The following is a 20,318-nucleotide window of genomic DNA, read 5'->3' on the forward strand; positions in this document are numbered from 1 at the left end:
ACTATGGCCGATATAGATTGCGACAAAACAGTAGGAGTTTTTAACCGTGAGCAACGACGGACTATTCACTGACGGGTCCAACCAGTTCGCCCCGAAGGTAGACAGCATCCCCCTGAGTGATGCCGATACCTCCCGCCGCGGCGAAGCATCCATCGGCCAGCTGGTCTCTAACGCTACCGAGCAGATGTCCCAGTTGGTGCGCTCCGAGGTGGAGCTGGCTAAGACCGAGCTCGCCGCCTCCGCCAAGAAGGGCGGCATCGGCGCGGGTATGTTCGGCGTCGCCGGCACCGTGGCGCTGTACAGCTCCTTCTTCTTTTTCTTCTTCCTCGCAGAGCTGCTAGCTAAGTGGCTCGACCGCTGGGCTGCGTTCCTCATCGTCTTCCTGCTCATGGTGGTCATCGCCGCCGTTGTGGCCTTTATCGGTTTCAAGCAGGTTAAGCAGGTTAAGGCACCGGAGAAGACCATTGAGTCCACGAAGGAACTCAAGAAGCTGGTCCCGGGCCGAGCTGAGAAGTCCATCGAGCGCGGCCTCTACACCTAAATTTTAGGGTCCTTTCGCTTTCCCCCTTTACCCCCGCCCCTCGTCCCCCGAGGGGCGGATTTCGTCTATTGAAAGGCCTGCAGCAATGACGTCCCTGTCCCCGTCCGTGGTGGAGCTCGACGGCCCCTTTGAGCACGAGTTCCTCCACACGCGCGGCATCCGCCTCCACGCCGCGACTGCCGGCAACCCAGACAATCCCCTCGTGGTGCTGTTGCACGGCTCCTTTGGCGGATGGTTCGACTTTCGGGATGTCATCGCAGTGCTTGCCGACGCCGGCTTCCACGTCGCCGCCCTCGACATGCGCGGCTTCGGACTGTCGGATAAGCCTCCACTGGAACCTGGGCAAGATATTCGTGTCGCAGTGGGAGACGTCAGTGGGGCAATCCGGGCGCTAGGCCATGACGATGCTTTCCTCGTTGGTGCTGATACCGGTGGTGCGGTGGCGTGGGCGCTGGCGACGGAGCGCCCTGAGCGTGTCCGAGGACTGGTATCTGTTTCCGCCGCGCACCCGGCTGACCTGCGCCGCGCGATTGCTGCCCGCCCGTGGGACTTTGGGTGGGTACTCCTGCGCGCGACGTTGTGCCGCATGAGTTGGCTGCGCACGCCGCGGTTGCTGATGCGCGAATCCGCCTACCGTCGGGAAATGGATCTCGATGCGCTCGGTTCCTTCAGCGAAGACGCGCGCGAGGAATCTCTGCGCTTGCGCATTGCCGCTTCCCAGATTGGCAATGTGCGTCGCGGCATTTTGTGGAATCACCGGCTGCGCACGGCCGTCGTACCGTTGAGTTGGCTCGACCTTACGGTTGCCGCGCCGGTGTTGTTCATCCATGCCGATCAATTGCTGTGGCGACCGGTGGCCCGCCGCGCAGCAAAGCGCTGTCGCGGGAGTTTTACCGCCACGACGATTCCCGGAACGAAGAATCTACCCTACTTAGAAAACCCGTCTGGTTTTGCGCAGACCCTCATCCACTGGATGCGAAGTACGTAACATACATAAATAATCAGTGCCCTACCCCACACAGGGGGTGGGGCACATTTTCATTCTTCGAGGAAAACGCAGGTCGGCGGCGAATACCTAGCAAACTATAGCTTTTATCACAGGACATATTTTTCGATTCCTTGTATGTAAGTCACGACACACGGTAGCTTCATAACAAACCAAACCACAGGTTTTCTACATCTTTCGCACCACGGAGGTCTAAGACCCACATGACGCTCAAGAAGACGCTTGCCGTTGTTTCCGTTGCCACCTTGCCGCTCACACTCGCGGCTTGTGGCGGCGATAATTCCGGCTCCACCGCTGCATCCGGTTCCGGCGACGGAATCATTGTTGTGAACGGCTCCGAGCCGCAGAACCCGCTGATTCCGGCCAACACCAATGAAGTTGGCGGCGGCCGCATCGTTGACTCTCTCTACTCCGGCCTCGTCTACTACGACGGTGACGGTGAAGCGCAGAACGAGCTCGCTGAGTCTATCGAGCCGAACGATGACAACACCGAGTTCACCGTCAAGCTCAAGGAGTCCACCTTCTCCGATGGCTCCCCGGTCACCGCGAACAACTTCGTCGATGCGTGGAACTACGCCGTGGCTAACGACCAGCTCAATGCCTCCTTCTTCTCCAACATCAAGGGCTTTAAGGAGGGCGTCGAGAAGCTGGAGGGCCTCAAGGTCGTCGACGACCTCACCTTCACCATCGCCCTGAACAGCCCGGAGCAGAACTTCCCAGCACAGCTGGGCTACTCCGCGTTCTACCCGCTCCATGAGTCTGCGTACGACGACATGGATGCGTACGGCCAGAACCCGATCACCAACGGCCCGTACAAGCTGTCCGAGTGGAACCACAACCAGGACGCCACCGTCGTTCCGAATGAGGAATACAAGGGCGGCCAGACCCCGCAGAATGACGGCATCAAGTTCGTCTTCTACGCCTCCCAGGACGCGGCCTACTCCGACCTGCTGGCAGGCAACCTGGATGTCCTCGACGCCATCCCGGACGCCGCCTTCGACGTCTACGAGACTGACCTCGGTGAGCGCGCTGTAAACCAGCCGACCGCCGTGTTCCAGTCCTTCACCCTGGGAGAAAACCTTGAGCACTTCTCCGGCGAGGAAGGCGCCCTGCGCCGCCAGGCCATCTCCCACGCCATCAACCGCGAGGAGATCACCGAGACCATCTTCAAGGGCACCCGCACCCCGGCCAAGGACTTCACCTCCCCGGTTCTGCCGGGCTACTCCGAGGACATCAAGGGCAATGAGGTCTTGGAATATGACCCGGAGAAGGCCAAGAAGCTGTGGGCAGAGGCAGACAAGATCAAGAAGTGGGACAACCCGAGCGTGGAGATTGCCTACAACTCCGACGGCGGCCACAAGAGCTGGGTAGACGCCACCACCAACTCCATCAAGAACGCCCTCGGCATCGAGGCCGTTGGCGCTCCGTACCCAGACTTCAAGTCCCTGCGCGATGAGGTCACCAACCGCACTATTAAGACCGCTTTCCGCACCGGCTGGCAGGCCGACTACCCGAGCCAAGGCAACTTCCTTGCTCCGCTCTACAGGACCGGCGGCTCCTCCAACGATGGCGACTACGCGAACTCGGACTTTGACAAGGCTCTCGACGAAGCCCTGACCGCCAAGTCCGACGACGAGGCCAACAAGAAGTACATCGAGGCCCAGGAGGTCCTGTTCAAGGATCTGCCGGCCATCCCACTGTGGTACGCCAACGCCACCGGTGGCTTCTCCGAGAACGTCGACAATGTCGTCTTCTCCTGGAAGTCCCAGCCGGTGTACTACAACATCACCAAGAAATAGGCCCTCCCCTGGCTTTTTCTTAGGACCCCCGCAACCTTGGTGGAGCGGGGGTCTCCCCACGTTTTTACCCATAAGTGTGATTCGAAACGCTCTATAGATTTCTCTTAGCCTTGGTTCACACACTAAAATCCTTATGAGCTACGTGACGCCTGGTAACGGGGCGTCGACAAGCACCTGCCCACAAACGAGTAAAGGACCACACTATGCTGCGCTATATCGGGCGCCGAGTGCTCCAGATGATTCCGGTGTTCTTCGGAGCCACCCTGCTCATCTACGCGCTCGTCTTCTTGATGCCCGGCGACCCTGTCGAAGCCCTCGGCGGTGACCGCGGCCTTACTGAGGCTGCCCGCGCCCGCATCGAGGCCGAATACAACCTCGACAAGCCGTTCATCATCCAATATCTGCTCTATATCAAGGGCATCTTCATGCTGGACTTCGGCACGACCTTCTCCGGCGTGCCCGTGACCCAAGTGATGGCAAACGCCTTCCCGGTCACCGTCAAGCTCACTGTCATGGCCATCATCTTCGAGGCTGTCTTCGGCATCTTCTTCGGCGTTGTCGCCGGCATGCGCCGCGGCGGCTTCTTCGACTCCACCGTACTGGTCATCTCTTTGCTAGTCATCGCCGTGCCCTCCTTCGTCATCGGCTTCGTCTTCCAGTACCTCGTGGGCATCAAGTGGGGTGTTTTGCCGGTGACCGTCGGCGCGAACGCCACCGTGAAGTCACTCCTCATGCCGGCGATGGTGCTCGGCGCGCTGTCCCTGGCCTACGTCATCCGCCTGACCCGCCAGTCCGTGGCGGAGAACCTGCGCGCCGATTACGTGCGCACCGCCCGCGCCAAGGGCCTCTCCAACGGCGCGGTGACCCGCCGCCACGTGCTGCGCAACTCGCTGATTCCCGTGGCCACCTTCATCGGTGCCGACATTGGTGCGCTCATGACCGGCGCGATTGTCACCGAGGGCATCTTCGGCATCAACGGCGTCGGCGGCACCATGTACCAGGCCATCCTGCGCGGCGAGCCGACCACGATTGTGTCCTTTACGACGGTCCTGGTGATCATCTACATCATCGCCAACCTGCTCGTTGACCTCCTGTACGCCGTACTTGATCCGAGGATCCGCTATGCCTAACTTCGAGAAAACTACCCCCTACCCGGGCCAAGAGCACTTCGTTTCCGCGACCGACGAGACGGGCCTCGGCGCAGTCGACGCCGTCAAGGACGAATCTGCACCCTCCTCCCAGTGGGGCGAGGCCTGGCGCTATCTGCGCCGCCGCCCACTGTTTTGGGTTGCGGCCGTCATGATTCTCGTCGCCGTCCTTATGGCCGTCGTCCCGGGCCTGTTTACCAATACGGACCCGCGCCTGTGCGAGCTGTCCAAGTCCCTCGCCCCGGCTGAGCCCGGCCACCCGTTCGGCTTTAACCGCCAAGGCTGCGACATTTACTCTCGCGTCATTTACGGTGCGCGGGCGTCGGTAGCCGTGGGCGTTCTTACCACCCTCCTCGTGGTGGTTCTGGGCTCCCTCATCGGTGCCGTCGCTGGCTACTTCGGCGGCTGGATCGACTCCGTGCTCTCCCGCATCACCGATATTTTCTTCGCTATCCCGCTGGTGCTGGCCGCCATCGTGGTCATGCAGATGTTCAAGGAGCACCGCACCATTATCACGGTGGTCTTAGTCCTCGGTCTCTTCGGCTGGGTGTCCATCGCCCGCATTACCCGCGGCGCGGTGGTCTCCATCAAGAACGAGGAGTTCGTCCAGTCCGCGCGCTCCATCGGTGCATCGAATTGGCACATTCTGTTCAGCCACATCTTGCCGAACGCTGCCGCCCCCATCATTTCCTATGCCACCGTGGCGCTGGGTACCTACATCGTGGCGGAGGCTACCTTGTCCTTCCTGGGTATCGGTTTGCCGCCGACGTTCGTGTCCTGGGGCGGCGACATCTCCGACGCGCAGGCGTCCCTGCGCGTGGCCCCGGCAGTCCTGTTCTACCCGGCGGGTGCGTTGGGCCTGACCGTGTTGAGCTTCATCATGATGGGTGACGTCGTCCGCGATGCACTCGATCCGAAGGCGAGGAAGCGTTAATGACTAACCCACTTCTTGAAATGAAGGACGTCCAGATCTCCTTCACCACATCTACCGGTGTGGTTGAAGCAGTGCGTGGCGTCAACATGTCCATTTACCCGGGCCAGTCCGTGGCCATCGTGGGCGAGTCCGGCTCCGGCAAGTCCACCACGGCGATGTCCATCTTGGGCCTGCTGCCGGGCACCGGCAAGGTCACCGGCGGCCAGATCCTCTTCGAGGGCGAGGACATCACTCACTACAACAACAAGCAATTCGAGTCGCTGCGCGGTGACAAGATTGGCTTGGTCCCGCAGGATCCGATGTCCAACCTCAACCCGGTGTGGCGCATCGGCACGCAGGTCGAGGAATCCCTCAAAGCTAACAACGTCGTGGAGGGCTCCGAGCGCCACAAGCGCGTCGTCGAGCTGCTGGAAGAGGCCGGGCTTCCCGACGCCGAACGCCGCGCCAAGCAGTATCCTCACGAGTTCTCCGGCGGTATGCGCCAGCGCGCGCTCATCGCTATTGGCCTCGCCGCACGCCCGAAGCTGCTCATCGCCGACGAGCCGACGTCCGCCCTTGACGTGACGGTGCAGAAGACCATCCTTGACCACTTGGATCACCTCACCGCGGAGCTGGGCAACGCAGTGCTTTTCATTACCCACGACCTGGGTCTGGCGGCCGAGCGCGCTGAGCACCTCATCGTGATGCACCGCGGCCGCATCGTCGAGTCGGGCCCCTCGCGCGAGATTCTGCGTTCCCCGCAGCACCCGTACACGCGCCGGCTTGTCGACGCCGCCCCCTCCCTCGCCTCCTCCCGCATCCGCGCCGCTAAGGAAGCTGGTCTGGAGTCCAAGGAACTGAAGACCGGCGAGGCCGCTGCCGCCGACGGCACCCACGGCAGCGCCGGGACCTCTGCGGCGGAGCCTGGTTCCGCTGTTCCGCTCTCCGCGCAGTCAGCCACCCCTGATGCCGCAGCGCCAAGCGATGCGGAACCGGTAATTTCGGTGCGCAACCTGACCAAGGAGTTCAACATCCGTGGCCAGCGCGGCGAAAAGAAACACCTCAAGGCCGTGGACGATGTCTCCTTCGACATCCGCCGCGGCACCACCCTGGCGCTGGTGGGCGAGTCTGGTTCCGGCAAGTCCACGGTGGCCAACATGGTGCTGGGCCTTTTGGAACCGACCTCCGGCACCATTGAGTTTGAAGGTCGCGATACTTCGACGCTGTCGAAGAAGGAATTGTTTAACCTGCGTCGCAAGATGCAGGTGGTCTTCCAAAACCCGTATGGCTCGCTGGACCCGATGTACTCGATTTATAAGTGCATCGAAGAACCTCTCGCGCTGCACAAGGTTGGTTCCCGCAAGGAACGCGAGGCCCGCGTAGCCGAGCTTCTCGACATGGTCTCCATGCCCCGCTCCGCCATGCGCCGCTACCCCAACGAGCTGTCTGGTGGTCAGCGCCAGCGCATCGCCATTGCCCGCGCGCTGGCGCTGAAACCGGAGGTGATCGTCCTCGATGAGGCCGTCTCTGCCTTGGACGTGCTGGTGCAGAACCAGATCATCCAGCTGCTCGCGGAGCTGCAGTCGGAGCTCAGCCTGTCCTACCTCTTCATTACCCACGACCTCGCGGTGGTCCGCCAGACGGCCGACGACGTCGTGGTCATGAAGAAGGGCCAGGCTGTCGAGCAGGGCACTGCCGACGACATCTTCGAGAACGCCCAGCAGGACTACACCCGCAACCTCATCAATTCGGTTCCGGGTATGCACCTGGAAATCGGTACCGGCCACTAGCCTGCGCTTAGCGACGCCCCCTACCCGCCAACCTCCTCTGGTCGGCGGGTTTCATCGTTGCGCGCTTGCCTCGACTAGCTGCGGGATCGCCGATGTGCCCGCTGACCGTGGTGTGGTCGGCGGGGTTCATCGTCTCGGCGTGGGTGCGAAGCTTCAGCTTGCACCCGGTGGGTCGGGTGGTTGCCCTGTGGCTTGTTCAGCTGCTTTCTCAGAAGCGAGTCGGGCTGTGGCTTCTTGGTATTCGGGCATGGCGGTAATTGGCACACCCCAGGGCGGGATGTAGCTCACCCCGGTGTTCAGCCGGAACATGTAACCACGCCCAGTGGGGCGTTTAGGGTCATCATCGTTAATACCGTTGTGGTAGGCGCACAGGAAGGTGAGGTTTTTAAGGTTGGTAAAACCTCCTGCCTGCCAGGGGATGAGGTGGTGGACTTCGCAGTAATCAGCGGGTTTGTTGCAGCCGGGCCTAGAGCAGGTTTGGAATTCAGCTGCCAGGCTGATGCGTTGTTTCCAGCTGGCATGCCGCTGAATCCTATAAGAGTTAACAGGTCCTTCCAAAGGGTGGATGAGGGTGGCGTAGCCAATCTCAGCAAACTTGTAGGCCAAAAAGTCTGCCCCGCTCATGCGCCCGCCGTTGGTGAGGTTAAGTTCGATTTCCTCCCCATCACCATTAATAATTTGGTCGAGTTCGTTGAGGGTGACAACGACTTGGGCATGTACGGCGGGTTTGGTGCCAATACCGCCGGTGACAATGACGGTGCGGGCAGCATCAAGCAGGTTTGTTTTATTAACGGATTCTAGGGTTCCGCGGATATCGGCGATGACAGTCGGGGCGTCGGTGATGGTGATGGAGTTCGGTCCCTTAGAGCGGTAGGTGAAGCGTACTCCGGGTTTAGCGGTGCGCTTGGACTGAAGTTCTTTTAGGCGCTTGGTGGCAACCTGGCGGATACGGTGAGCAGGGGTGCCAGCAAGCTTGATGCGTAGGTTCCAGGCATCAAGGTCTTTTTTCACTTTGGCGGTGTAGGACTCAATCAGGGCAAGAACGCTAAGGCTATGTTTCTGTGCCACCGCAGCAGCACGGGCTTTGCGTTGTTTGCCGGTGAAGCGGGTGTGCCCGAAGTAGATGCGATGAAGGTGGGAAAGCTCAGTAGCGTCACTGGCGTCGGCGCCGAGCGTGCGGAGCTCATCGGGTGAGCTGGATGCTTGTTCCACTAGCGCGATCCCCGAGTTGCGGTAGTGGAAGTAGGTTTCTAATACCCCCATGCGCCAAAGACTAAAACACCTCAGGCACGCGCGCAACAGTTAGCCGACGCAGGAGCCGGTGGGGGTGGCGTCGGCAAGCAAAGTGACGTCACCAACGTGGCCGCGCACCTCGTCCGCGGTAAGCGCATAGCCCGTGTCGGAATCCTCCACGGACGCACCAAACACCACGCCCAGCACCTGGCCCTCCGGGGTAATCATCGGGCCACCGGAATTGCCCTGCCGGATGTTGCCGCGCACGGTGTAGGCGTCGCGCTCCACGCGGCCGGTGGAGTAGATGTCCGGCCCGGCGATGGTGAGGCGGTCCCGAATACGCGCGGTCTCCGCGCTGAACGGACCAGACTGCGGGAAACCCAGAACAATCGCATCATCGCCAGTCACCGCAACATCCTCTGCCCACGGAAGAGGATCCAAACCTAGGCCCGGGCTGTGCAGCACAGCAATGTCCACGTCCGAGTTGTAATACACCACGTCCGCTTCCTTCAGCCCCAGCACCGTATCGAGGCGCACCTTATCCGTACCGGCCACAACATGCGCATTCGTGATGACATAGTCCTGTTCCGTGACAAAGCCTGAGCCCATAAGGCGCCGCGAACAAGCCTCAGCGTCACCCAGAACGTGGATGACAGAAGGCCGGACGCGCTCCAGCAGCTCCGGGTCCCCAATCTCTAGCTCAGGGGCCTCCACCTCGACGTCCGTGCCGGATCGTTCCCACGGCGACACCAAAGGCGGAAGGCCGGAATCGTTGAGCATGGCCGCCAGACCATTCGGCAACGAAGCTAAACGGTCAGGAGCGGCGGCGTTAAGGCCGCTGAGAATACGCGATTCACGCAGCGCCTGGCCTGGCTGCCCACCCAGGTTGGAGGCCAACGGCAGGGACACCAACCAAATCACCACAACCGCCGCCACCGACTGGAAGACCGCACCGATGGAAGAATCCACGCGCTGCCCCGAGCGCGTGCGCATACGATCCCGCAACGCCGCGCCTAGCGACGCCCCCACCAACTGCCCCAGCCCCACCAACAGAATAAGCACGCCGACAGCCAGCAGGAAACGCACTGCTGGCTGGTCCGCCAGTTGCATCGCCGCTGGGGCGGCGACCGTTCCGAGCACCAGACCTGCAATGACACCTACCGCTGCAAGCACTGCGGTCAGCGCACCCTGACGCCAGCCCACGCGCACGGCGAGGAGCACGGCAATCACAATGGCGATGTCAACAGCTAGGGACACGGAGAACACTTTCACGCAAAGGCAGCAGAACTAAACCATCTTCTCATTATTAAGTGAGCGAGTGAGTGATTCACGCAGATCATGGACCTTATTTTTATCCCACTCTACGGACCAGCCTGCATGATCCATCAATCCCGATAACACCCCCGCAGTAAAGCCCCACACCAGGTAGCCTCGCGATCGAAAGGCTGGCCCCTTCCAGCGGCTGTGCCCCACCATCATGCGGTTGGCCGGGTCTGCCAGCTCCCGCAGCGGGACGGTGAAGACATCATCGGTCTCGGCAGGGCTGGCCGGCCACACAGTGCCGGGAGTATGCCAGTAGGCCAAAACTGGGCTTACGGTGTTACCGGTTGCTCGAATATCCAGCTTTCCCCACTGCTCCAAAGGCGTGACCGTGGAGCGGTCGAGGCCGGTTTCTTCTTCGGCTTCGCGCAGGGCGACGTCGACAAGCGAGGCGTCCTCCTCATCCCTGCGCCCGCCGGGAAAGGCAATCTGGCCGGAGTGCGAGCGCAGCGACGGCGAACGGTGGGTAAGCAACACCTCGCCATCCTCGAAGCTCTCGCCTTTGAGCAGCACTAACACCGCCGATTCACGGCGACGTTTCGCGGGCCTCACATGGTGGATGAGGCGCTCTTGCACTGTGCGCGTATCGACGCCCAGTGCCGGACGCAACCATTCAGGGGCACGGGCAGGGTGAAGGCAACTCACTCGAGCACCTCATCGATAGCCTCTTCTAACTCCTTAGTAGAGGTGAAAGGTTTGACGAACTTTTCCACGACCTGGCCATCGCGCAGCACCAGCGTGATGGGGATGACCCCCGGCAGACCGAGCTCGCCGGCAAAAATGCCCTTTTCATCTTGATAACTGGGAATATCAACACCAAGGTCACCCAGGAGTGCCGCGCCGTTTGCCGCGTTCGGGTCTGCGTGCACGCCGACGACATTCCACGTGGAGTGCGAGCGCGCAATGTCTTGGAAGAAGGGCAGCTCTGTTCGGCACGGCTCGCACCACCAGGCCCACACGGTGACGATTTGGATATTCTTCGCTGCGGCCGTGCTGGCGGCACCCAGGCACGGCAGCTCCACCCCGGCGATGGGGCCTTCCGGGCACTTGGGGCGCGAAGCCACGTCCGCTTCTTGAGATTGCGGCAGGGCAACTTCCGGCTCATCATTCTCAAGGAGGTTGACCACGCCGACCAGCGCGAGTGCCGCCAGGATGCTGATGGCAATGATGCTGACCTTCACGTATCGAGGCCACCCGGAGTATTGGCTCATTGCTCCACCTTAACCCCGCGACGGGCACCACGGGGCAAGGACGCAGGCCCCACACCGCGGCGAACGGGCGGTGCAGACGCGCCGGCCGTGGAGAATGACTTGGTGAGAGAACGCGGTCTGCTCGTCTTCGGGCACGAGCTTGGCGACGTCCCTCTCAATCGCCCGTGGCGTCTTCGCCTTGGTCAGCCCTAGGCGCTGGCTCAGTCGCGTGACGTGCGTATCCACGGTGATACCAGGAAGACCAAAGGCGTTGCCGCGAACGACGAGAGCGGTTTTGCGGCCGACTCCCGGAAGCGATGTGAGTTCATCGATGCCGCGCGGAACCTGGCCATCGAATTCGCCGACAAGTTTCTCCCCGATGCCGATGAGGTGGCCGGCTTTTGCTCGCTGGAAGCCCAGCGGGCGCAGGATGCTCTCCAATTCCGTTCGGTCGGCCGCAGCATAGTCTGGGGCGGTGGGGTAGGTCGCGAAAAGGTGCGGAGTGACCTGGTTGACGCGTTCATCCGTGCATTGTGCCGACAGCACCGTGGCGACGAGAAGCTCGAGCGCGTTGGAAAAATTTAGCTCACAATCAGCGTCCGGGTATTCCGACGCGAGGGCAGCGCGGATGTGATCGGCGCGCTCAGCGGTAGCGGTGGAGTCGCGGTGATTGTCTAGAGGCATGCGTCTCATTCTACTGGCGGCCGGGTAAGGTGGGACGCATGATTTCGCTTGTTCTGCTTGTCCCGCTGGGCCTCGCGCTCTTTGCCATTCTGATGGAAAAGCTTGAGGCAAATGCCTTCGAGAACTAATTAACATCTCACGCCGTGTGATTATTTCTCAGCCCGCTGGAAAAGGTGACAAATTACACTGTATGATATTGGACAGTGCCTCTTGACGCACTGCCAGAGCAGCTGCGTCAACAACAAACACAACTTGCTTGCGTGTGCATCAATCCATCCTCTGCGCAGGCTTTAAGGAGTAACAGTGGAAGGCGTACAGGACATCCTCTCTCGCGCTGGAATTTTCCAAGGCGTTGACCCAGTGGCAGTTCAGAATCTGATTGAGCAGATGGAGACTGTCCGCTTCCCGCGCGGCACCACCATCTTCGATGAGGGCGAGCCGGGTGACCGTCTCTACATCATCACCTCGGGCAAGATTAAGCTTGCTCGCCACGCCCCGGACGGTCGTGAGAACCTTCTGACGGTGATGGGCCCGTCCGATATGTTCGGCGAGCTGTCCATCTTCGATCCGGGCCCGCGCACCTCCTCCGCTGTGTGTGTCACCGAGGTCACCGCCGCAACGATGAACTCTGAGATGCTCAAGCAGTGGGTTGGTGACCACCCGGCGATTGCCCAGCAGCTTCTTCGCGTGCTGGCGCGTCGCCTGCGCCGTACCAACGCTAACCTGGCTGACCTCATCTTCACCGACGTGCCTGGCCGCGTAGCAAAGACCCTGCTGCAGCTGGCCAACCGCTTCGGTTCCCAGGAAGGCGGCGCCCTGCGCGTCAACCACGACCTCACCCAGGAAGAGATCGCCCAGCTGGTCGGTGCTTCCCGTGAGACCGTGAACAAGGCCCTGGCTACCTTTGCCCACCGCGGCTGGATTCGCCTCGAGGGCAAGTCGGTGCTCATCGTCGATACCGAACACCTCGCCCGCCGCGCGCGTTAACATGCGGCGCGCTGGAAGCGCCGCATAAGGAACCATAAGGAACGCTGAGGGCGTTCCACGCGCACCACTGCATATGAAAAGTCCCCCGGAAATCCGGGGGACTTCGTGGTTTTCGGCTTACTTCTCAGCGTCGAGGTACTTTAACGCGGTCCGCGTGGACTGCTCGGCCGCGTGGCGCAGGACCGGGTCGACGTCGTCATACATCTCATCCACCAACGTCTTGACGTCGACATCCTCACCCAAGCGGGAACGAACTTCCTTGATCTGGTTGAGGCGGTGGTGACGGCGGTCGATGTATTTACGGGCAAACGCCGAGGTGTCCTCCAAGTCCGGACCGTGGCCCGGGAACAGCGGAACGTCCTTGCCGCGCTCCTCCAAGAGGTCCAAGGTCTTGAGGTAATCGCCCAAGTCACCATCGGTCTCAGAGAGCAAGACGGTGTGACGGCCGGCCATAGTGTCACCGGTGAGGATGCCCTCCAGGGTGGAGTTCTTGGCTTCGTCGGACCACACGAAGAAACAGGTGGAATCAGCAGTGTGGCCCGGGGTGTGGACTACCTCGAGTTGGGGGGTGACGCCGTCGATGTCGATCACTTCACCGTCGACAAGCGCGTCCCCGCCATTGCAGTAGTTCGGGTCGAAAGAGCGGATCGGAGCGCCGGTGAGCTGGCGCAGGCGCTGCGCACCCGACGCGTGGTCATCGTGACGGTGGGTCAGAAGAATCAGCGCAACCTCGCCCGCCTTGGCGGTGACGACGTTAAGGTGACCCTCGTCCTCGGGACCCGGATCAACAACAATGGCGCGGGAATCCTCCCCCGCACGAATAATCCACGTGTTGGTGCCTTCCAGAGCGGTGTAGCTGGGGTTATCACACAGCACGACACCGACGGACTTGCTCACGGGACGCAATTGGCTATATGCAGGATGCTCCATGGTTCTAACCCTATCCGATTACTCAGCGATTTCTACGATGACTTCGATCTCAACGGGAGAGTCCTTCGGCAGCACCGCCACTCCCACGGCAGACCGTGCATGCACACCGGCCTCGCCAAAGAGCTCTCCCAAGAATTCCGAGGCACCGTCAATAACCGCGGCCTGCTCAGTGAAGGAAGGATCCGAGGCGACGAAGCCCACGACCTTAACCACGCGGGTGATGTTATCCATCCCCACTTCAGCATCAATGGCCGCGAGCGCATTGAGGGCCGCAGTGCGAGCCAGCTCCTGGGCGCGTTCAACGGAAACCTCCGCACCAACCTTTCCGGTGGCGGGCAGCTCGCCGTCAACGACGGGCAGCTGACCCGAGGACCACACCTGGCTGCCCACACGAGTGGCAGGGACATACGACGCGAGCGGAGCGGCAACGGACGGGAGCTCGATACCGAGCTCCTCCAGACGTGCGCGCGCAGTCATTTAGGATTCCTCCAGCGGGCGCTTAAAGTAAGCAACCACGTTTTCCGGGTTCATACCCGGGGTGATGGTGACGAGCTCCCAGCCGTCTTCACCCCAGGAATCCAGGATTTGCTTGGTTGCGTGAGTAAGGACCGGCGCGGTGGCATATTCCCATTTAGTCATGGGTCCCATGCTACTAAAATCCGGCGCTTAAATCCCGACTAATTCGCCGCCTTCTGCAAGGTAGTGCGCCCAGCTGGTGATGTGCGGATTCTTGCGCAAAAGAGCGCGGCGCTGACGTTCCGTCAGGCCACCCCACACGCCGAACTCGACCCGATTATCCAAGGCGTCCGCGCGGCATTCATTGAGCACCGGGCAGTGACGGCAAATAACTGCTGCCTTGCGCTGCTCAGCGCCGCGCACAAACAGGGCATCTGGGTCGCCGTTGCGACACTTGGCTTGGGTAACCCACTCACCACGTTCGGTGGTCGAAGAGGCATTCTTTACCATTGCGGACCGTCCTGCACCTTTTACACTGACTGTCATGGCTAGGTAACTCCTTCCAAGCTCCCATCCCGCCCCATCAAAGTGAATAACCCTCAACAAAACGGAATATTATGTACTCACCGTTAGTCTATTCACTAACCGGTATGCCTGTCTAATAGGTCACACTTTAGGGGGGTCTCCCGGATTAGCCTCAAAGCACGTAGTGTGTGGAGGGTGACTGTCATCAAATCCCTGGGAAAGCTCATCTTCTCCACAGCACTGGTGGGCCTCCTCATCGCCCTCGCACTAGCCCCCATTGCGGGTGTGAGCGGTGTGGCCGTAGCCAGGACCAACGAGACGATGCAATCGGATATTCAGGATCTCACCGACGGCGACACACCGGGCGTGAGCACCATCCTGGATGCCAAAGGCAACACCTTGGCCTATATCTTTGAGCAGCGCCGCCATTCGGTGCAGCCCGATGAGATTTCGGATGCCATGAAAAAGGCCATGGTGGCCATCGAGGACCGCCGCTTCTACGAGCACGAGGGCGTGGACCTGCAAGGTAACTTCCGCGCGCTGTGGACCAACTTGGCGGCAGGTGGCGTCTCCCAGGGCGCATCCACCATTGACCAGCAGTACGTGAAGAATTACCTCCTGCTCGTCAACGCCACCACCGACGAGGAGCGCCAGGCCGCCACCGAACAGTCCGTGGCCCGTAAGCTGCGCGAGATGCGCATGGCAACCGATATCGATGCGAAGCTTTCCAAGGATGAGATCCTCACGAACTATCTCAACCTCGTGCCTTTTGGCAACCACTCCTTCGGTGTGGAGGCGGCTGCCCGTACCTACTTCGGCACCGATGCCGCGCACCTCACCGTGCCCCAGTCCGCCATGCTGGCTGGAATGGTGCAGTCTTCCGAATACCTCAATCCTTATACCAATGAGGAAGGAGTACGAGATCGCCGCAACGTCGTCCTGCAGGCTATGGTCAACAGCGGCTCCCTCTCTCAGGAGGACGCCGACAGCTTTGCCCAGCAGCCCCTCGGCGTGCTTGATAGCCCGGCTACCTTGCCCAACGGCTGCATCGGCGCCGGTGATCGCGGATTCTTCTGCGACTATGTCTTGAGCTACCTCGCCGACAAAGGCATCGACCGTGAGCACTTGGCTCGCGGTGGCCTCACCGTCAAGACCACGCTAGACCCAGATATTCAGGACCAGGCACTGAACGCAGTGCGTAGTCACACGGCGCCGGATGCGGCGGGCGTGGCGGAAGTGATGAACGTCGTCAAGCCCGGCACTGACTCCCGCAAGGTCTTGGCCATGGTGTCTTCCCGCACCTACGGCCTGGATTTGGAGAACAATGAGACCCTGCTGCCCCAGCCGAACTCGCTCGTGGGCAACGGCGCGGGTTCCGTATTCAAGCTGTTTACAGCCGCAGCCGCGCTCGAATCGGGCTATGGCATCAAGGACCGTCTCGCTGTGCCGAAGCGCTACGAAGCGGAAGGCCTTGGTTTCGGCGGCGCGGAGAACTGTCCGCCGAACAAGTATTGCGTGGAGAATGCGGGCAACTATGCCTCCACGATGACGCTGCAGGATACGTTGGCCTACTCTCCCAACACCCCCTTCATCGAGCTCATCGAACAGCTCGGCGTGGAGCAGGTGGTGGACATGGCCGTGAAACTAGGCCTACGCTCCTACGAAGATCCGGGCAGCTATGACGGAAACTCCTCCATTGCGGATCACATCAAGGAGTCCAACCTGGGTTCCTTCACCTTGGGCCCCACGGCGGTTAATGCGCTGGAGCTGTCCAATGTGGGCGCCACGGTGGCCTCAGAAGGCATGTGGTGCGAGCCGAACCCCATCGAGGAAGTCACGGATGCCCACGGCAACGAGGTCTACCTCAAGCACACGCCGTGCGAGCGCGCGGTGGGCAAGGAAGTGGCCAAGGCGCTGGAGAACAACATGACGGCCGATACGGAGAAGGGCACGGCGGCGGCATCGGCACGCGCGGCGGGCTTCCGAGGCAAAGCAGCGGCCAAGACGGGTACCACAGAATCCAACCAGTCCTCGGCTTTCCTGGGCTTTAACTCGGCGGTGGCAGCAGCGCCGTATATCTACAACGACGGCACGACGACGACCCCGCTGTGTACCGGTCCGGTGCGCCAGTGCGGGAGTGGCAACCTCTTCGGTGGCCTTGAGCCGGCGGCGACGTTCTACACCATGGCGGTGCGCGTGCCGGAGGCAGCACAAGGCACGGTGCCGGACTATGACCGCGCCTATGATTCGGGTACGGTCTCGCCGCTTATCGACGGATTGAAGGGCAAGTCCGAAAGCCAAGCCCGCGCCGCATTGGAGAAGGCCGGCTACACGGTTAAAACCACGGAAGTTGCCGCCCCTGGTGTGGGCTACGGGAAGGTGGTGCGCGTCATCACGGGTGCGTCCGGCACCAAGAAAGGTGCGGAAGTAACGCTGCAGCTTTCCGACGGCTCCGGGGCCACCACCTCAGAGGATGGCTCCACGACGAGCGCCCCCAACTACCAGCCGCCTGCTAACAACGGCGGCGGTGAGGGCGATCAGCAGCCCGAACAGCCAGAGCCGCTCATCAATCAAGATGACGTGGACCGCTTCACCAACGATGTGCGGGATTTCTTCGGGCTTTAGCGCAATGAGCGCGTTAGTTCAGAGCAGCCTTGACTGCGGTAGATAGGCGCTTGCCGTCGGCGCGGCCAGCGGCTTTCGCGTTGGCAACCTTCATGACGTTGCCCATCTGCTTGATTGTGACCGGCTCGCCGGACTCTTTTTCCACCTCGGCGATGGATTCGGCGACGAGGGCGTTCAGGGAGTCGTCGTCAAGCTGCTCGGGCTGGTAGGCCTCGAAAAAGGGAACGTCGACAAGCTCTGCCTCCGCCAACTCCGGACGGCCATTCTCCGCATACACCTCAGCGGACTCGCGGCGCTTCTTAATCTCACGGGCAATGACCTTGAGTACATCTTCATCCGTGATCTCGTGGCGAGAACCGGTGGTTTCCTCCGCTTGGATGGCAGACAGGAGGGAACGGATGGCGGACGTGCGGGCCTTGTCCTTGGCCTTCATCGAGGTCTTGAGGTCGGCGCGGATAGTTTCTTTCAACTCACTCATGCCCTTCAATCTACGCTAGCTCTCCCAGGTAGGGTGGGGAGGGTGAAGATTTTCCCCATCCTTGGCGGACTCGCCGCCGCAGGCCTGGGTGCTGCCGCGTGGGCGCACTCGGAGCTCACCAAGTTTGAGCTCAAGGAGTACACGCTGCCTCTGCTGGAGCCCGGCACGCTGCGCGAGGAGCCAGAATTCCGCATCCTGCACGTCTCCGACCTCCACATGATTCCGGGCCAGCGCGCCAAAATCGAGTGGGTCTCGGGCCTCGACGACCTTGACCCACACCTGGTGATCAACACCGGCGATAATCTCTCCGACAAAGGCGGCGTTCCCGATGTCCTCCGTGCCCTGGGCCCCCTGCTGAGCCGCCCGGGAATGTTCTGTTTTGGCACCAACGACTATTGGGCACCGCGCATCCCGAATCCTTTCAACTACCTGATTGGAAAGAAGAACACGCCGTCCTATGTGAACCTGCCGTGGAAGGGCATGCGCGCAGCGTTTCTCGAGCACGGCTGGCACGACGCCAACCAGGCCCGCGTGGAATTCAAGGTGGGCGATGTCCGCCTGGCTGCCGCCGGTGTGGACGACCCGCACCATGATTTGGATGATTACTCGGAGATCGCCGGCGCCCCGAACGAGGACGCCGACCTCTCCCTAGCGCTGCTCCACTCCCCGGAACCGCGGGTCCTAGAGAAGTTCGCCGCTGACGGCTACCAGCTGTCGCTGTCTGGGCACACGCACGGCGGCCAGTTGTGCCTGCCGTTTAAGGTCGCCGGCTCCCGGTCCATCGTGACCAACTGCGGTATCGACCGTGCCCGCGCGCAAGGTTTGCACCAGTTCGGCCCCATGTTTATGCACGTGTCCAACGGCCTAGGTACCTCCAAGTTCGTTCCCTTCCGCGTGTTCTGCCGCCCATCGGCCACGCTGCTGCGCATCACAGAGAAGAACGCTTCAGCAACCTAAGACCTTTAAGGCCACCTGAGAAAGACCCGCCACGCTGCCGTTTTGTCCTTTCGACCCGGGGTGCGTTACAGTAATCCGGTACCGCTTAGAGCGAGACACCGGGATATGGCGCAGCTTGGTAGCGCGCTTCGTTCGGGACGAAGAGGTCGCAGGTTCAAATCCTGTTATCCCGACCACTAACCCGGACGGTTTTGCATTACTAACGTAAATCGTTTGCGAAACCGCCTCCGATAGATAAACCCACCTCCTTCGGGCGGTGGGTTTCGTCGTTTTCGCGGTGATCCAGGCTTAAGGGACATTTCGTGTGGATTTGCGGCGTGTCGCGCTAAGGGACATTTCGTGTGGATTTAGGAACGTCCGGCCCAGCCTTTTCTTACGCCTAAGCTGGGGTTCCATTCGTTGTCGATGCCGGTGTCGTATGTGGCGGGTCGCCCGTCTGGGTGGCCGCGGCGTTTGAGTTGTTCTTTCGTCCAGGCTGCGCGTGCTGCTTTTTCTCCTTGGCGTCCGAAGTCTTGTTGCTTGGCTAACTCCAGCGGCGCTACCGGGTCTTCGGTGTGGGTGTAGAGCCACCAGTCCATGGTGATGCGCTGATGCTCATCGAACATGCCACGATGGTTTCCGGCTAAGTCTTTGAGTTGTTTGTTGATGCCGCCTTCCAGCAGGTTTGTGGTGGCTTTTAGATCCTGTGTGACACCTTCAGGCGGGTCAAGGAAGGTAAATAATTGTCCGGCGTGGATGAGTTTTTCCAAACGCTTTAATGCTCTGCGGGCGTTGCGGTGGGTGTACCACCATTTCTGGTTGGGGCTGACCCATTTCGGTACTTGGCCTGCCGGTATAGCACTGCGGTAGGTGCGCTGTTTAAGCCAATCAGCAAAGGTGATGCGGGTGTGGTGGACTGCAGTAGTAAACCGTGCAGCATCTTCAAGGCTGTGTACCTGGGCGAGCATGTAGCCCAGTTTCCGGATTGCTTTATGGGCTGGGTGAATCGGGTTGCGGCTGATATCGGCGAAAGTGTTGCGCTGGACGTGAACAAGACATCGCTGGATTCTCACGTCGGGCCATTTAATGCGCAGTGCCTTGAGCGCTCCGCCTGCCCCGTCGGTGGTGACAACGAGTGGTTGAGCAATTTTGTCGAGCAGTTTCAGGTACTCATACGAGCTTTCGCGCAGGCACCAATGCCAGGCAATGACGTGTGTATTGGTGCAGGCTACCAGCAGGCATTTCTTGTGAAAGTAGGTGCCGTCGATAAAGACCTGGTCGTAAACACGATAGGGGTCAGTAGACGTGGGCACGGTGATAAACCACAAAAGCTTGAACCACCGGGTCAAAGTTCGTCTGGTTACCCCAAGGCGTTTAGCTAAATGGTCTGCGGATTCACCGGAAAGAATCCAGTCAATAAAGATTTTGAAGTGCCGAATCTCGCTGGCGCGTGCGCGGGGATTAATCGATGAAACGTTGCACTGAGGACACAGCCAGCGTTGGGTTCCTGCCGCGGTTTTGCCGTTCTTAACCAGTCCGTGGCCGCACATGTCACACGACGGCCGGTTCCTATTAGCCATAGGAATTGGCCTTACCGCACCAACAACAGTCCTCCTACCACAGACCTAGGACTATCCGGTGTTGATTTCATCGATCGGGCTGTTGGAACCGATTCAAAATCAAGATCACGGCATTATCCCAGGCTGCTCCGGGAATCCGTATCGATTTATCCACACGAAATGTCCCTTAAGCCGTGA

The 20,318-nt window shown here is 60.7% G+C and carries 20 protein-coding genes and 1 tRNA gene; 10 read left to right on the forward strand and 11 right to left on the reverse strand.

The window, feature by feature from the left end; genetic code table 11:
• The first annotated feature begins 46 nt into the window (after window positions 1-46).
• From I6J72_RS10330 to I6J72_RS10355, 6 genes are all read left to right on the forward strand, one after another.
• On the forward strand, window positions 47-541 hold the full coding sequence (locus tag I6J72_RS10330) for a phage holin family protein (RefSeq protein ID WP_070670626.1): 495 nt from the start codon (window positions 47-49) through the stop codon (window positions 539-541).
• A gap of 85 nt (window positions 542-626) precedes the next feature.
• Window positions 627-1,529 carry an alpha/beta fold hydrolase gene (locus I6J72_RS10335; RefSeq protein WP_204099114.1) on the forward strand — a complete coding sequence of 301 codons (903 nt, stop codon included), beginning with the start codon at window positions 627-629 and terminating at the stop codon, window positions 1,527-1,529.
• Between the two features lie 221 nt (window positions 1,530-1,750).
• A complete protein-coding gene (locus I6J72_RS10340; RefSeq protein WP_204099115.1) occupies window positions 1,751-3,346 on the forward strand; it encodes an ABC transporter substrate-binding protein in 1,596 nt (531 codons plus the stop codon).
• 203 nt (window positions 3,347-3,549) lie between these two features.
• Window positions 3,550-4,476, forward strand: a complete 927-nt coding sequence (locus I6J72_RS10345; RefSeq protein ID WP_070516350.1) for an ABC transporter permease — start codon at window positions 3,550-3,552, stop codon at window positions 4,474-4,476.
• Complete coding sequence (locus tag I6J72_RS10350; RefSeq protein ID WP_204099116.1) at window positions 4,469-5,428, forward strand: ABC transporter permease; 960 nt, start codon at window positions 4,469-4,471, stop codon at window positions 5,426-5,428. The genes I6J72_RS10345 and I6J72_RS10350 overlap by 8 nt, the downstream gene beginning before the upstream one ends.
• Window positions 5,428-7,197 (forward strand): ABC transporter ATP-binding protein, encoded by a 1,770-nt coding sequence (locus I6J72_RS10355; protein ID WP_204099117.1) that lies wholly within the window; start codon window positions 5,428-5,430, stop codon window positions 7,195-7,197. Before I6J72_RS10350 ends, I6J72_RS10355 begins: the two co-directional genes overlap by 1 nt.
• A 153-nt stretch (window positions 7,198-7,350) precedes the next feature.
• On the opposite strand, the gene I6J72_RS10360 is transcribed toward I6J72_RS10355, so the two are convergent.
• From I6J72_RS10360 to nth, 5 genes are read right to left on the reverse strand one after another with little or no spacing between them, the layout of a single operon-like run.
• Window positions 7,351-8,460: an HNH endonuclease signature motif containing protein gene (locus I6J72_RS10360; protein WP_204099118.1), complete on the reverse strand. Its 1,110-nt coding sequence runs from the start codon at window positions 8,458-8,460 to the stop codon at window positions 7,351-7,353.
• A gap of 39 nt (window positions 8,461-8,499) precedes the next feature.
• Complete coding sequence (locus I6J72_RS10365) at window positions 8,500-9,687, reverse strand: MarP family serine protease (RefSeq protein WP_204099119.1); 1,188 nt, start codon at window positions 9,685-9,687, stop codon at window positions 8,500-8,502.
• 30 nt (window positions 9,688-9,717) lie between these two features.
• Window positions 9,718-10,395, reverse strand: coding sequence for a CoA pyrophosphatase (locus tag I6J72_RS10370; protein ID WP_204099120.1), 678 nt, complete (start codon window positions 10,393-10,395; stop codon window positions 9,718-9,720).
• A complete protein-coding gene (locus I6J72_RS10375; protein WP_204099121.1) occupies window positions 10,392-10,961 on the reverse strand; it encodes a TlpA disulfide reductase family protein in 570 nt (189 codons plus the stop codon). The genes I6J72_RS10370 and I6J72_RS10375 overlap by 4 nt, the downstream gene beginning before the upstream one ends.
• Window positions 10,962-10,970: 9 nt before the next feature.
• Window positions 10,971-11,624: an endonuclease III gene (nth, locus tag I6J72_RS10380; protein ID WP_239107321.1), complete on the reverse strand. Its 654-nt coding sequence runs from the start codon at window positions 11,622-11,624 to the stop codon at window positions 10,971-10,973.
• Window positions 11,625-11,927: 303 nt separating this feature from the next.
• Between nth and glxR the strand changes: the two genes are divergently transcribed.
• Window positions 11,928-12,611: a CRP-like cAMP-activated global transcriptional regulator GlxR gene (gene glxR / locus I6J72_RS10385; protein WP_070671488.1), complete on the forward strand. Its 684-nt coding sequence runs from the start codon at window positions 11,928-11,930 to the stop codon at window positions 12,609-12,611.
• A gap of 117 nt (window positions 12,612-12,728) precedes the next feature.
• Here glxR and I6J72_RS10390 read toward each other — a convergent pair whose 3' ends face one another.
• Genes I6J72_RS10390 through I6J72_RS10405 form a run of 4 tightly spaced genes read right to left on the reverse strand, consistent with a single transcriptional unit; the run spans window position 12,729 to window position 14,543 of the window.
• Window positions 12,729-13,541 carry an MBL fold metallo-hydrolase gene (locus I6J72_RS10390; protein WP_204099123.1) on the reverse strand — a complete coding sequence of 271 codons (813 nt, stop codon included), beginning with the start codon at window positions 13,539-13,541 and terminating at the stop codon, window positions 12,729-12,731.
• Between the two features lie 18 nt (window positions 13,542-13,559).
• Window positions 13,560-14,018 carry a RidA family protein gene (locus I6J72_RS10395; RefSeq protein WP_204099124.1) on the reverse strand — a complete coding sequence of 153 codons (459 nt, stop codon included), beginning with the start codon at window positions 14,016-14,018 and terminating at the stop codon, window positions 13,560-13,562.
• A complete protein-coding gene (locus I6J72_RS10400) occupies window positions 14,019-14,180 on the reverse strand; it encodes a DUF4177 domain-containing protein (protein WP_010189965.1) in 162 nt (53 codons plus the stop codon). It lies immediately after the preceding gene.
• Between the two features lie 27 nt (window positions 14,181-14,207).
• On the reverse strand, window positions 14,208-14,543 hold the full coding sequence (locus tag I6J72_RS10405; protein ID WP_174519871.1) for a WhiB family transcriptional regulator: 336 nt from the start codon (window positions 14,541-14,543) through the stop codon (window positions 14,208-14,210).
• Window positions 14,544-14,717: 174 nt separating this feature from the next.
• Here I6J72_RS10405 and I6J72_RS10410 point away from each other — a divergent pair, with 174 nt between their 5' ends.
• Window positions 14,718-17,147 carry a transglycosylase domain-containing protein gene (locus tag I6J72_RS10410; RefSeq protein WP_204099125.1) on the forward strand — a complete coding sequence of 810 codons (2,430 nt, stop codon included), beginning with the start codon at window positions 14,718-14,720 and terminating at the stop codon, window positions 17,145-17,147.
• 13 nt (window positions 17,148-17,160) lie between these two features.
• Here I6J72_RS10410 and I6J72_RS10415 read toward each other — a convergent pair whose 3' ends face one another.
• Window positions 17,161-17,625: a GatB/YqeY domain-containing protein gene (locus I6J72_RS10415; protein ID WP_115021024.1), complete on the reverse strand. Its 465-nt coding sequence runs from the start codon at window positions 17,623-17,625 to the stop codon at window positions 17,161-17,163.
• Between the two features lie 42 nt (window positions 17,626-17,667).
• Here I6J72_RS10415 and I6J72_RS10420 point away from each other — a divergent pair, with 42 nt between their 5' ends.
• Window positions 17,668-18,582, forward strand: a complete 915-nt coding sequence (locus tag I6J72_RS10420; protein ID WP_204099126.1) for a metallophosphoesterase — start codon at window positions 17,668-17,670, stop codon at window positions 18,580-18,582.
• Window positions 18,583-18,681: 99 nt separating this feature from the next.
• Window positions 18,682-18,758 (forward strand) — tRNA-Pro (locus I6J72_RS10425).
• A 171-nt stretch (window positions 18,759-18,929) separates the two neighbouring features.
• On the opposite strand, the gene I6J72_RS10430 is transcribed toward I6J72_RS10425, so the two are convergent.
• Window positions 18,930-20,141, reverse strand: a complete 1,212-nt coding sequence (locus I6J72_RS10430) for an IS1249 family transposase (protein WP_204099127.1) — start codon at window positions 20,139-20,141, stop codon at window positions 18,930-18,932.
• Window positions 20,142-20,318: the final 177 nt, after the last annotated feature.

The organism is Corynebacterium sp. FDAARGOS 1242 (assembly GCF_016889985.1).
In the GTDB taxonomy this organism is placed as follows: Bacteria; Actinomycetota; Actinomycetes; order Mycobacteriales; family Mycobacteriaceae; genus Corynebacterium; species Corynebacterium minutissimum_B.